This window comes from Pseudomonas sp. LA5, from assembly GCF_028640825.1.
Taxonomy (GTDB): domain Bacteria; phylum Pseudomonadota; class Gammaproteobacteria; order Pseudomonadales; family Pseudomonadaceae; genus Chryseomonas; species Chryseomonas aestiva.
The window spans coordinates 14,610-26,164 of record NZ_JAQYZY010000052.1; the positions used below are offsets into that span (position 1 = coordinate 14,610).

Sequence of the window (11,555 nt, forward strand, 5' to 3'; positions counted from 1 at the left end):
GGCCTAAGCTTTACCCATCCCTTTCTGGCATCCCTCGGAGGCAGCCATGGACGATGGTATCTTCATGATTCTCTTCAGCCTGCTCGCGCTCATCCTGCTCGGCGGCGGCTACTACGCCTGCGTGGTACTGAACAAGGACCGGCGCGACGTGGAAAAGAACGATCAGCTGCGCTGATCGCCCAGGGCGCAGACATCCACCCAGCGCGCCTCGCTGAGGGCGGCCAGCCGCTCCGGCGTGAGGCGCACGCAACTGTGGATGGCACCCGCGGCCGGTAGCACCTCGTCGAAGGCTTTCAGCGATTCGTCGCAATAGACCGGCAGCGGGGTGGCCAGCCCGAACGGGCAGACGCCACCCACCGGATGCCCGGTGAGGCCTTCCACGGTGTCAGCATCGAGCAGCTTGGCCTTGCCACCGAAGGCGGCCTTGAGCTTGCGGTTGTCCAGGCGTGCATCGCCGCGAGCCACCAGCAGCAACAGCTGTTCCCCAACTTTCAGTCCCAGGGTCTTGGCGATCCGCCCCGGTTCCACGCCGTGGGCGGCCGCGGCGAGGGTGACGGTCGCGGTACTGGTGGTGGCCTCGAGGATCTCGAGGTCGGGAGCGATGCGGGCGAGGTGCTGGCGGACGGAGTCGAGGCTCATGGGCGTTCCTTGTGTCTAGGTCAGAGCCGACCGTGCCGTTTCAATCGGCTGCTGTCCAGTTCTCGCAGGCCAGATCGGCGACCCGGCTGAATTCCCGCAGATTGTTGCTGACCAGGATCAGCGCCCTGGCGCGGGCATGGGCGGCGATCCACAGATCGTTGTTGCCGATGATCTTGCCCTGGCGCTCCAGCTCGGCGCGGATGGCGCCATAGTGTTCGGCGCATTCCGTATCCAGCTCCAGCACGGCGATCTGCTGGCGGAGCTGTTCCAGGATCGTCCGGGTGCGCTCGGGTTGCTGACTCTTGGCCGCGCCATGACAGAGCTCACCCCAGGTGATCGCAGACATCGCCAGTTCATCGCGACCATGCCGGGCGAAGCGCTCACGGACCTGCGGCGGATTGTGCTTGGCGATGTAGATGCAGATGTTGGTGTCGAGCAGGTAGCGAGCAGGCACTAGAACTCTTCCCGCGCCTGGGGTGGGCTGTCTTCCCGTTCCAGGGTCGCCAATGACAGCGCGGCCAGGGTGTCGAAGATATCGGCGGCATCTGGCCGCAATTCCCGCAGGACGATCTCGTCGCCGCGGCGGAAGATTTCCACCCGATCCGATTCGAAGCGAAATTCCTTGGGCAGGCGCAAGGCCTGGCTGTTACCGGACTTGAACACGCGGGCTTCGGCCATGGACGTCTCCTAGAGGCGTATATACGCAGGAGTATATACGCCGCACTGGAGTGATCAAGCGCCTCTCAACACTCCACGAAGGTCACGGCCAGACCGCCGCGCGAGGTTTCCTTGTACTTGCTGTGCATGTCCGCGCCGGTTTCCTTCATGGTACGGATCACCTGGTCGAGGGAGATGAAGTGCTCGCCGTCGCCGCGCAGGGCCATCTGGGCGGCATTGATCGCCTTGACCGCGGCGATGGCGTTGCGCTCGATGCAGGGCACCTGCACCAGGCCGCCGACCGGGTCGCAGGTCAGTCCCAGGTTGTGCTCCAGGCCGATCTCGGCGGCGTTTTCCAGTTGCGCCGGACTGGCGCCCAGCACCTCGGCCAGACCGGCCGCGGCCATGGCGCAGGCCGAGCCGACCTCGCCCTGGCAGCCCACCTCGGCACCGGAGATGGAGGCGTTCTTCTTGCACAGGATGCCGACTGCGGCGGCGGCCAGCATGAAGCGCACCACATCGTCGTCACAGGCGTCGGGATTGAATTTCATGTAGTACATCAGCACCGCCGGGATGATTCCGGCCGCGCCGTTGGTGGGGGCGGTGACCATGCGCCCGCCGGCGGCGTTCTCCTCGTTCACCGCCAGGGCGAAGAGGTTGACCCATTCCATGGCGGAGAGGGTGGAACCTATGACGTTGGGCTTGCCGATGGCCTGCAGACTCTGGTGCAGGCGGGCGGCGCGCCGGCGCACCTTGAGGCCGCCGGGCAGGATGCCCTCGTTGGCGAGACCGTTCTGCACGCATTCGCGCATCACGTTCCAGATGCGCAGCAGGCCGCTGCGGATCTCTTCCTCGGAGCGCCAGCTTTTTTCGTTGGCCAGCATCAGCTCGGCCACGCCCAGGCCATGGCTGCGACACAGGTGCAGCAGCTCGGCGCCGCTGGAGAAGTCATAGGGCAGTTCGGTGGTGTCGTTGTCCAGCACGCCGCTGGCGGCCTGGGCGGCGTCCACCACGAAGCCGCCACCGATGGAGTAGTAGGTGGCTTCAGCCACTTCACCGGTGGTACCAAAGGCGGTCAGGGTCATGGCATTGGGATGGTAGGGCAGGCTTTCTTCCAGCAGCAGCATGTCTTCCTGCCAGTTGAAATGGACCGCCTGGCGCCCGGCCAGCAACAGCGTGCGCTCGTTGCGCAGGGCTTCGATACGCGGCTCCACGGCGGCGGGATCGACGCGATCCGGCCATTCGCCCATCAGGCCGATCAGGGTGGCGCGGTCGGTGCCATGGCCGACGCCGGTGGCCGACAGCGAGCCATAGAGGCGCACCTCGACCCGCTTGACCTGCTCCAGCAGACCTTCGTCGACCAGGCGCTGGGCGAACAGGGCGCCGGCCCGCATCGGGCCCACGGTATGGGAGCTGGACGGACCCACGCCGATTTTGAACAGGTCGAAGACGCTGATGGCCATGTCGGTAATCCCTGATTGAGCTTGAATGGTCGCCAGACAAGGTGCCGGCGGATGGCTCATAGTGGTGATAAGCCTCCAACTCGCACAAACGAAAGCTTCTAAGCGATCCTTTAGCGGAACTCATCGATGAGCCGGATCCTCAATGCCCAAACCCAGGCCTGGTTGCAGGTGTTCGTCTGCGCCGCACGCCATCTCTCCTTCACGCGCTGCGCCGAAGAGCTGCACGTGACGCCTGGCGCCATCAGCCAGCAGATGCGCCAGCTGGAGGAGCGCCTGGGCTTCAAGCTGTTTCACCGGGTGGCCCGAGGCCTGGAGCTGACCGCCGAGGGCCAGCGCCTGTCGACCACCCTGAACCAGGCCTATGGACTGATCGACGCCGAATTGCGCCGCCTCAATGCCGGCCAGTTCGGCGGCGTGGTACGGCTCAGGTCGATTCCCTCGTTCCTGGGCAAATGGCTGACCCCGCGGCTGCCGCGGCTGCAGGCGCGCTTTCCCGACCTGCAACTGCGGCTGGTGGCCGAAGACAGCAGCTGGTCGCTGCGCGAGGGCGAATTCGACCTCGCCATCGATCTCAACGACGGCAGCTATCCGGGCCTGGCCTCGACGCCGCTGATGGACGAAGAGATCTTTCCGGTCTGCGCGCCTAGCCTGCTGGTGGGGCGACCGCCGCTGGAGCAGCCGGAGGACCTGGAATTCTATCCGCTGCTGCATGACATCACCGCCTGGCGCGGCAGCTACGAATACGCCGAATGGGAGTTCTATCTGGCCAGTATCGGCGCGCCGGCGCTGGATGTGCGGCGGGGGCACACTTTCAATCGCAACCACCTGACCATCGAGGCGGCCATCGCCGGCATGGGCGTCGCCATCGCCCGCCGCGCCCTGATCACCGACGAACTGGCCCGGGGCGTGCTGGTGGTGCCGCCCTTTGGCCGTTCAGTGCCGGCGCACAAGAGGTACATGCTGCTCTATGCCCAGGGCGCCCTGGCCGATCCCCGCCTGCGCGCCCTGCACGACTGGCTGGTGCAGGAAGTCGACCAGATGGTGCTGGCGCAGCCGGCCTGAAGGGCCGTGATAGCCACGTAGCGTGGAAAACGGCGCAATCTTTTCCGTTGGTGAGTTCTTCATGAGGCGCGCCCTCACCCCAGCCCTCTCCCCAAGGGAGAGGGGGCTTTCCGAGCGGTTAAGGGCTTGTGCAGGCTTCGTAGCGTGGAAAACGGCGCAGCCTTTTCCGTTGGTGAGTTCTTTGTGAGGCGCGCCCTCACCCCAGCCCTCTCCCCAACGGATAGGGGCTTTCCGAGCGGTTAGGGGCTTGTGCAGGCTTCGTAGCGTGGAAAACGGCGCAGCCTTTTCCACGGGTGAGTTCATTGTGAGGCGCCTCCTCTCCTTGAGGGGAGGGCTATTCTGGGAAGGAGCGGCGGTAATAGGTCTTCGGAACGCCTGATCGACCCTTGCGGGGCTCACCTGCAGGAGCGGCCGCATCGGCGGACCGCCATGACCGCGAGGGCTGTAACCCAGCCCCTTGAGCTACGCCTTCAACGTCCCAGCTTGCGCAGCTCGTCCGATTCCACCACCCGCACGCCCTTGCCTTCTTCCAGGGCCAGGCGCCACAGCGCGCGGGCCAGGACGGCGGCTTCGATGCCGTGCCATTTGCCGGGCAGCCATTGCGACAAGGGGGCGGCCAGGCGCTCGCCCAGGCGTTCTTCCTGGCGCTGGCCGATCAGCAGCGACGGTCGCGCCAGGGTCAGTTGCGTCCAGCCCTGGGCGCGTAGGGCTTCTTCCAGTTCGCCCTTGACCTTGTTGTAGAAGATCGAGGACTGCGGATCGGCGCCGATGGCGCTGACCACGATGTAGTGACGGGCGCCCAGTTCCAGGGCGCGCTGGCCGACCGCCAGGGGCAGGCCGTAATCCACGGCGCGAAAGGCCGCTTCGGAGCCGGCCTGCTTCATGGTGGTGCCCAGGCAGCAGAAGGCCACGTCCAGCGGGCCTTCCAGGGTCGGCAGCAGGCTGTTGAGATCACCCACCGGATTGTCCAGCCGGGCGTGTTCCGCCAGCGGGCGACGGGTCGGCGCCAGCACCCGGGGGACCGTCGGCTCGTTGAGGAGGCGGTCGAGCAGGTGTTCGCCGGTCAGGCCAGTGGCGCCGGCGATGAGGGCATGCTGAGGCGTCAGGTACACGGGGCTCTCCTTGTAGCGGCGACCGCTGATGTCAGGTTGGACCTCAGGCGTTCCGGTTGTTCGTCAAAGCCCCAAGGCAAAGGCGGCTCTCAGCGACCCGCGCGCCAGGCGCGCCACTTCTGCAGGACGGCTGGCGGTGCCCAGAGCTGGGGCTCGGACGGGTCGAAGCCTTCGGTCTTCTCGCGTACCGAGACGGTGTCGCGGGCGCGCTGGAAGGCCTGCTCGGGATCGTCGGTGTGCTGGAAGGCCTCGGCGAACAGGGCGCGGCCGAAGTAGGTGAAATCGGCTTCGTCGGTGCAGCCGAAGGAGGTGCGATCGGCCTTGGAGGCGGTCATCACCAGGGTGTGGTCGTCCTGCAGTTGCGGGATGAAGCCGCCGCTGTAGCAGCTGGAGACGATGATCAGCTTGTCGCGGCCGCGCAGCGGCGCGAGCAGGCGGCCGAGCTCCGCCGCTGGCAGGCTGGAGAGATCCAGGCCCGGCTGGGAGAGCACCAGCTGATGGTCGGCCGAGCCGTGGCTGGTCAGGTAGATGAGGATCAGGTCTTCCGGACCGGTGCGCTGGGCCAGCGCCTGCAGGCTCTGGTAGAGATTCTCGCGGGTGGCCAGCGGATGGTCGCTGCGGATGTCCTTGGCGTTGATCAGGTGGACGACGTCGCGGGCGCCCCAGGTGGTGGTCAGGAAGTTGGCCACATAGTTGGCCTCGCGCTGGAACACGCCCTGGCCGCCGTCGCCGGCCAGCACCAGGCCATAGAGCTCGGTGGCGGGGGTGGAGGCGGGAATCTGCTGCAATTCCTGGTCGAGCACCTTGCCCTGATCGAGCAGGGCGCGCTCCAAGGGATCGGCGATGTACTGGCCCTGGTCGTCGCGGATGCGCTTGCCGCCTTCCCAGAGACCCCGTTCCACCTGGCCGTCGGCGCGGGTCAGCACGCCCATGCCGGCATAGACGCCGTCGGCGAAGTTGCCGCGGTAGACGCTGCCGTCGCTGTTGGTGAGCACGCCCTGGCCGTCGAACTTCCAGTTGCGGAAGGCACCGCGATACTGACTGCTGTCGCTGCCGACGAATTCGCCGTTGCCGGTCAGCTCGCCGCCACTGAAGCGCCCGCGCCAGAGATCGCCGCCGGCACTGCGATAGACGCCGGCGCCTTCGAACTGGTCGTCGACAAATTCGCCGTCATAGCGATCGCCGCCCGGCTCCTGCCACTGGCCGACGCCGTTGAGGTGGCCGTCGTTGAAGGTGCCGATGGTCTGGGTGCCGTCGCTGTCGAGCTTGGACCCCTGGCCCTGCATGCGGCCGTTGACGAAGCTGCCGTGGTATTCCCAGCCGCTGCTGCTGATCAGGTTGCCCTGGCCATGGTAGAGACCGCGGCGAAAGGTGCCCTGGTAGTAGGTGCCATCGGCAAATTGCTGCTCGCCAGGCCCCTCGGCCAGGCCGTCCTTGAAGCGGCCCTTGAGCCAGTTGCCATTGGGCCACTCGATGCGTCCGCTGCCATTGAGCAGGCCGCTGACGATTTCGCCGGTATAGACCCCGCCATCGGGCAGTCTCACGCTGCTCGCGTTGGGCGCCGCCTGGACAGCGCAGGCCGCCAGCAACAGCGCGGCAAGGGCGAGACGGGGCAGGAGGGCGCTCATAGGTGGGGTCGGCGGGCGCGTTACCGCGCCTCGAGCCGGACCAGGTGACGCTCCAGCGTCGCGGAGTAGGGTTCCAGGAGACGTTCCACGCAACTGGCCCCGGCGGGGCTGGCGATGGTGCGGATACGGGCGCGTTTACGCAGCAGCTCGTCCTCGGCGATGCTCTGCTCGACCAGCAACAGGTTGCGACTGTGGCGACTCAGCGCCTGGGCATTGCGTACGGTGGTGTTTTCCAGCAATTGGGCAAGCTCCAGGCCGGCGAGGCGTTCGCCCTGCGTCAGACCCAGTTGCAGCTGCAGGGTTGCACCGCTGCCGACCACTTCCACCTGCAGCGCATGACCGAGGGCGCGCATGATCTCGCCGCAGCAGAGCGCGCGGGTCAGGTAGTCGTCGTCGTCACTGCGTTCGTGGAAGAGAATCAGGCTGCCGCCGTCCTTGAGGGTGTGGAGTTCGCCATCGTAGAGCTCGGTGGCCTGCTGCAGGCAGTCGCGATAGCGCTCCAGCAGCTGTTCGAGGCGGCTGCGTGGCAGCCGGCTGAGCTGGTCCTGGGCGCCGAGCTGGATGGACAGCACCGCCGAGGTGACGATGTCGGGCTCGGTGGGCACCGTCGGGGCCGGGGTGGGTGGCGGTTCGGTAAAGGACTCAGGCACCAGCTCGGCGAAGGCCTCGGCGTCCAGTTCGCTGTCGGCGCCCGCGGCTGGCGCCTTGCGCGCGACCGGTTTGGCGGCGGCAGCCTTGCGTGCGGGCGGCTTGACGCTCAGGCCACCCTGCTCGTCGGCGAAGGGATCGTCGTCCTCGGCCTCAGCCACTTCCGCCTTGGGCGGCTTGGGCGGGACCAGGCGACTCTGCAGCTGGCGAGCCAAGTCGCCCAGTTCGTCGAGACGGCCGGCGCCCGGTGCGGGGTCATCGGGATCGCGCAGCCAGACGCGCAGTTCCAGCAGCGGAATCGACAGCTGACGACCGAGCCGCAGGCTGAGAATCAGCGTGAGCGCCAGCAGGATCAGGCCCAGCAGGCCCATGTTCTGCAGGCTGATCATCATCGGCTGCTGGAACTGGTCCATGTCCAGCGCCAGGCGCACCTGACCGGCGGTGACGTCCTGGAAGCGGATCGGCGTGCTGTAGATGCCATCGGTGGCGGTCAGCAGGCCCTGGCTCGGGCGCGTGCCGGACTCGGCCAGCACGCGGTTGTCCGGGCTGTAGACCGCGGCATGGGCCACCAGCGGATTGCGCGCCAGGTTGCTCAGCAGCACGTTGAGGCTGAGATTGTCGTTGGCCACCAGCAATTCGGCGGCGGAATTGGCCGTCTGGGTCACCAGGCTCTGGCCGACGGCGTCGGCCTGCTGCTGCATGGCATGGCGGAACTGCATGCTCATGATGCCGGCATAGATCACCAGGGCAGCCGCCACCAGCAGCAGGCTGTGGGAAACGATGCGCAAGGCCACCGGCACACGACGCTGGCGCAGGGCTCGGTAGATCAGCAGGAAGAAATTATCGGGCTTGACGGTCGCGGGGCGGGTCACAGAAATCGTTTCTTTGGACAAAAAATGTGCGGCCAGTATAACCAGCGCGCCAGGGGTGCGAAAACGGCGAATGCAGGGCTTCGCCCGCAAAAGAGGCCGGCGGTGGACTCACTCCGCCAGCCGGTGCCCGCGGCTCGGCACCGCCGAGGCGAAAGGGTAGACTGCGCGCTTTTCCGCGAGGGGATCGCCATGCAAGACGTTATCGGACTCCAGGCCGTGGGCATCCTGCCCGCCGACTGGTTGGCTGCTCTCACCGGCGCCCTGGCCGCGGCCGGTGCCCGGCTGGAATCGCTGCAGCAGCAGGGTCTGGACAACAGTGCCGCGGTGACCCTGCTGGTCAGTCCGGCGAGTGCCGGCGCGGCGCTGGGGCAGGCGCTGCAGGCCCTGGGTCTGCAGGTGGCGCCCCTGGCGCAGCCCGCACCGGAGACCGGCGAAGCCCATGTCCTGACGCTGATGGGCCGCGCCCTGGCTGATCTGCCGCTGACCCGCCTGGCCGCGCTGTGCCGCGAGCAGGGCCTGAACATCCACGCCATCCGCGCCCTGAGCGAGCCGGGCGCGACCGAACGGGCCGCCCTGGAGCTGCGCGTCACCGGCGAGCCCCACGAACCCCAGGCGCTGCGCGCGGGCCTGCTGGCGCTGGCCCAGGAAGGCCAGGCCGACATCGGCTGGCAGCCGGATGAGCTGCAGCGTCAGCATCGCCGGCTGGCGGTGTTCGATATGGACAGCACCCTGATCCAGGCCGAGGTCATCGACGAGCTGGCCAAGGCCGCCGGTATCGGCGAGCGGGTCGCGGCCATCACCGAGCGCGCCATGCGCGGCGAGATCGACTTCCGCGCCAGCTTCACCGAGCGCATGGCGCTGCTGCAGGGCCTGTCCGAAGAGGTGCTGGAGGACATCGGTGCCGGGCTGCGCCTGACCGAAGGGGCCGAGCGGCTGTTCGCCGAACTGAAGCGGCTGGGCTACAAGACCGCCATCCTTTCCGGCGGCTTCACCTACTTCGCCCGTCAGGTGCAGGCGCGGCTGGGCATCGACTACGTCTATGCCAACGAACTGGAGATCGTCGACGGCAAGCTGACCGGTCGCGCCGTCGAGCCCATCGTCGATGCCCAGCGCAAGGCCGATCTGCTGCAGGAACTGGCCAGCCGTGAAGGCTTGACGCTGGAGCAGACCATCGCCGTGGGCGATGGCGCCAACGACCTGCCGATGCTGGCCCTGGCCGGTCTGGGCGTGGCCTTCCGCGCCAAGCCGCTGGTGCGCCAGTCCGCGCGCCAGTCGGTGAGCGTGCTGGGCCTGGATGGCGTGCTCTATCTGCTCGGCGTGGAAGATCGCCTGACCCGCGGTTGAGTCCGCGCGCTACGAGTTCCAGGCCAAGCCCTAGTGCTCGGCCTGGAACTCGTAGTCCATCGCCTGACTGGGCTCCTGCAGGTAGTAGCCCTGGATGAAGTGCACCCCGACCTGCCAGAGCTGGGCCAGCACGCTGGCGCTCTCGACGAAGGGGGCGATGGTCTGGACGTTCTGCGCGCTGAGTTCGGCGACCAGTGCCTTGAGGCGCTCCTGATGGTCCGGTTGCGCCAGGTCCTTGATCAGCTTGCCCGACAGCTTGACGTAATCCGGTACCAGCAGGCGCAGCGCCGCCAGCGGCGGATCGCCGGCGGCAAAACCGCTCAGGGTGACCGGATGACCCTGGCGACGTAGCCGCTGCGCCATGGCCAGGGCCTGCTCCGGCTGGGCCAGCAGGTCTTCTTCGCTGAGCTGGAAGATCACCGCCTCGGCGTCCAGCTGCTGCGCCTGCAGGGTTTCCCGCAGCCAGGACAACAACTCCAGATCGCCCAGGGTCGCCCCCGAAAGATGCACGAAGATGCGCGTGCCATGACCGCGGGCGCGGTGCTCGCCGAGCTGGCGCATGGCCTGGTGGATCACCCAGCGATCGATCTGGCCGCTCAGGCCGCTGTCGCGGGCGGTGCGGGCGAATTCGGCCGGTGAGACCTCTTCACCCTGGGGATTGATCAGGCGCAGCAGCGCCTCGTAGTACTCGTGGCTGCCGCCGCGCAGGCTGATCACCGGCTGGAACAGCAGGCGGAAGCCGTTCTGCTGCAAGGCCTGCTTGACCATCGCCACCAGATTGCCGCGATTGGCGGCGGCGGCCAGCTCTTCCTGGGGATCGTAGCGTTTGCAGGCATTGCCGCCGCGCTGGGCGACCTGGCGCGCGGAGCGGTGCGCGCGGTCCACCAGGTCGCCGGCGCTCTTGGTATGGCTGTCCAGGCTGACCACGCCGATGGAATAGCTGATGGCCAGGGTGCGCCCGGCCAGGGTCAGCGGCTGGCGCTCCTGGCGGCCGAGCAGGCGTTCGAAGGCACTGTCCAGGCTGGCGTCGGCCGCCTGCGGCAGGAGGGCGGTAAAGGCGTCGTCGGCGAAGCGCGACAGGGTCACCAGGGTGCCGAAATGCTCGCGCAGGCGCTCGGCCAGGACCACCAGCAATTCGTCCATGGCGCCTATGCCCAGCTCGGCCACCAGGGTCGGATAGCGATCGATGCTCAGGTAGGCGAAGCTGGCTGGGGCGCCGAGCCGAGCGCGTTCCAGGGCATCCTCGAGCAATTCGAGCATGCGGCTGCGATTGAGCAGACCGGTCAGGATGTCCTGGAAGCGCACCTCGCGCAGCTGTTCCTCGAGGGCCTCGGCGCCCGGGGCCGCGCGTTCCTCGCGCAGGTGCAGCTGCACGCAGGGTTCGTCGAGATAGATGGCCGGCGTCAGGCGCAGGCGCACACCAAGGGTGCTGCCGTCCTGGCGAACGCAGCGGCAGTCCAGTTCGAGGGGGCGGGGATCGTCGCGCAACTGGCGAAAGGCCTCGCGCAGCGCCGGCTGGTCGGCGGCGGCGATGAGGTCCATCAGCGGAGTGATTTCGAGGTCTTCCGCGGATGGATAGCCCAGCAGCTCGACATAGGCCGAGTTGACGTGGATATGCAGACCGTCGTGGACATAGGCGACCGCTTCCACGGCGTTGGCCAGCAGCAGCTGGCAGCGCTGCTCGGCCTCGGCCAGGGCCTGTTCCAGGCGCCGGCGCTCGTGGCGCTCGGCCAGGTTGCCGAGTTCGCGCAGACTGGCCAGCAGCAGGTGTTCGTCGTTGTCGCTGGCGATGCCGTCGCGGGCGCCCAGGCGCAGGGCGTCGAGCACCGCCGCGGGATCGTCCGGTGCCACCCGCTGGATGACGGCGAGCTGGGGTATCCGGCGGCGCAACTGGCGCAGGGCGGCCAGGCTGTCGAGTTCCGGCGAGGGGGGGGCGAGGATGGCGAGGTCCCAGGACTGGGACAGTAGTTCGTCGAGACCCGCGGGGTCGGCCAGGCGCTGGGCCCGCGTCGCCCGTCCGGCATTGCGGAACAGGCTGACCAGGCGTTCCGCCTCGTTCTGCGATGCTTCGAGCAGTAACAGGCGGATCGCGCTGTGTTCGGCGGCCATGGTCTATTCGCGCCCTGGCGA

11 protein-coding genes are annotated in these 11,555 nt (G+C 67.6%); 3 read left to right on the top strand and 8 right to left on the bottom strand.

Annotated elements, in window-relative coordinates; genetic code table 11:
- Positions 1 to 46: 46 nt before the first annotated feature.
- Positions 47 to 175 (top strand): hypothetical protein, encoded by a 129-nt coding sequence (locus PVZ72_RS19385; protein ID WP_007161186.1) that lies wholly within the window; start codon positions 47 to 49, stop codon positions 173 to 175.
- On the opposite strand, the gene PVZ72_RS19390 is transcribed toward PVZ72_RS19385, so the two are convergent.
- The 4 genes from PVZ72_RS19390 to PVZ72_RS19405 all read right to left on the bottom strand — a co-directional run bounded on the left by PVZ72_RS19390 (position 163) and on the right by PVZ72_RS19405 (position 2,759).
- Positions 163 to 639 (bottom strand): YbaK/EbsC family protein, encoded by a 477-nt coding sequence (locus tag PVZ72_RS19390; RefSeq protein ID WP_133862347.1) that lies wholly within the window; start codon positions 637 to 639, stop codon positions 163 to 165. The genes PVZ72_RS19385 and PVZ72_RS19390 overlap by 13 nt on opposite strands.
- A gap of 40 nt (positions 640 to 679) precedes the next feature.
- Positions 680 to 1,093 (bottom strand): type II toxin-antitoxin system tRNA(fMet)-specific endonuclease VapC, encoded by a 414-nt coding sequence (gene vapC, locus PVZ72_RS19395; protein WP_133862346.1) that lies wholly within the window; start codon positions 1,091 to 1,093, stop codon positions 680 to 682.
- Entirely contained in the window at positions 1,093 to 1,317 is a 225-nt protein-coding gene (locus PVZ72_RS19400) for an antitoxin (protein ID WP_133862345.1), read from the bottom strand. The genes vapC and PVZ72_RS19400 overlap by 1 nt, the downstream gene beginning before the upstream one ends.
- A gap of 65 nt (positions 1,318 to 1,382) precedes the next feature.
- The gene (locus tag PVZ72_RS19405) at positions 1,383 to 2,759 is read right to left on the bottom strand and encodes an L-serine ammonia-lyase (RefSeq protein ID WP_273862761.1); all 1,377 of its coding nucleotides are present in this window, start codon (positions 2,757 to 2,759) and stop codon (positions 1,383 to 1,385) included.
- Between the two features lie 126 nt (positions 2,760 to 2,885).
- On the opposite strand from PVZ72_RS19405, the gene PVZ72_RS19410 reads away from it, so the two are divergent.
- A complete protein-coding gene (locus PVZ72_RS19410; RefSeq protein WP_273862762.1) occupies positions 2,886 to 3,821 on the top strand; it encodes a LysR substrate-binding domain-containing protein in 936 nt (311 codons plus the stop codon).
- A gap of 470 nt (positions 3,822 to 4,291) precedes the next feature.
- On the opposite strand, the gene PVZ72_RS19415 is transcribed toward PVZ72_RS19410, so the two are convergent.
- The 3 genes from PVZ72_RS19415 to PVZ72_RS19425 form a co-directional block, all read right to left on the bottom strand.
- Positions 4,292 to 4,933: an oxidoreductase gene (locus tag PVZ72_RS19415; RefSeq protein ID WP_017642883.1), complete on the bottom strand. Its 642-nt coding sequence runs from the start codon at positions 4,931 to 4,933 to the stop codon at positions 4,292 to 4,294.
- A gap of 89 nt (positions 4,934 to 5,022) precedes the next feature.
- On the bottom strand, positions 5,023 to 6,561 hold the full coding sequence (locus PVZ72_RS19420; protein WP_273862763.1) for a C13 family peptidase: 1,539 nt from the start codon (positions 6,559 to 6,561) through the stop codon (positions 5,023 to 5,025).
- Between the two features lie 20 nt (positions 6,562 to 6,581).
- Positions 6,582 to 8,081 (bottom strand): AhpA/YtjB family protein, encoded by a 1,500-nt coding sequence (locus tag PVZ72_RS19425; protein WP_273862764.1) that lies wholly within the window; start codon positions 8,079 to 8,081, stop codon positions 6,582 to 6,584.
- A gap of 189 nt (positions 8,082 to 8,270) precedes the next feature.
- On the opposite strand from PVZ72_RS19425, the gene serB reads away from it, so the two are divergent.
- On the top strand, positions 8,271 to 9,425 hold the full coding sequence (serB, locus tag PVZ72_RS19430; RefSeq protein WP_273862765.1) for a phosphoserine phosphatase SerB: 1,155 nt from the start codon (positions 8,271 to 8,273) through the stop codon (positions 9,423 to 9,425).
- Positions 9,426 to 9,455: 30 nt separating this feature from the next.
- Here serB and PVZ72_RS19435 read toward each other — a convergent pair whose 3' ends face one another.
- The gene (locus PVZ72_RS19435) at positions 9,456 to 11,534 is read right to left on the bottom strand and encodes an EAL domain-containing protein (RefSeq protein ID WP_273862766.1); all 2,079 of its coding nucleotides are present in this window, start codon (positions 11,532 to 11,534) and stop codon (positions 9,456 to 9,458) included.
- Between the last annotated feature and the right edge of the window lie 21 nt (positions 11,535 to 11,555).

Excerpts from the sequence above, each read along its gene's own strand:
- serB (WP_273862765.1), top strand. The coding sequence starts at position 8,271 with ATGCAAGACGTTATCGGACTCCAGGCCGTGGGCATCCTGCCCGCCGAC.
- PVZ72_RS19420 (WP_273862763.1), bottom strand. The coding sequence starts at position 6,561 with ATGAGCGCCCTCCTGCCCCGTCTCGCCCTTGCCGCGCTGTTGCTGGCG.
- PVZ72_RS19385 (WP_007161186.1), top strand. The coding sequence starts at position 47 with ATGGACGATGGTATCTTCATGATTCTCTTCAGCCTGCTCGCGCTCATC.
- PVZ72_RS19390 (WP_133862347.1), bottom strand. The coding sequence starts at position 639 with ATGAGCCTCGACTCCGTCCGCCAGCACCTCGCCCGCATCGCTCCCGAC.
- PVZ72_RS19435 (WP_273862766.1), bottom strand. The coding sequence starts at position 11,534 with ATGGCCGCCGAACACAGCGCGATCCGCCTGTTACTGCTCGAAGCATCG.
- PVZ72_RS19405 (WP_273862761.1), bottom strand. The coding sequence starts at position 2,759 with ATGGCCATCAGCGTCTTCGACCTGTTCAAAATCGGCGTGGGTCCGTCC.
- PVZ72_RS19400 (WP_133862345.1), bottom strand. The coding sequence starts at position 1,317 with ATGGCCGAAGCCCGCGTGTTCAAGTCCGGTAACAGCCAGGCCTTGCGC.
- PVZ72_RS19410 (WP_273862762.1), top strand. The coding sequence starts at position 2,886 with ATGAGCCGGATCCTCAATGCCCAAACCCAGGCCTGGTTGCAGGTGTTC.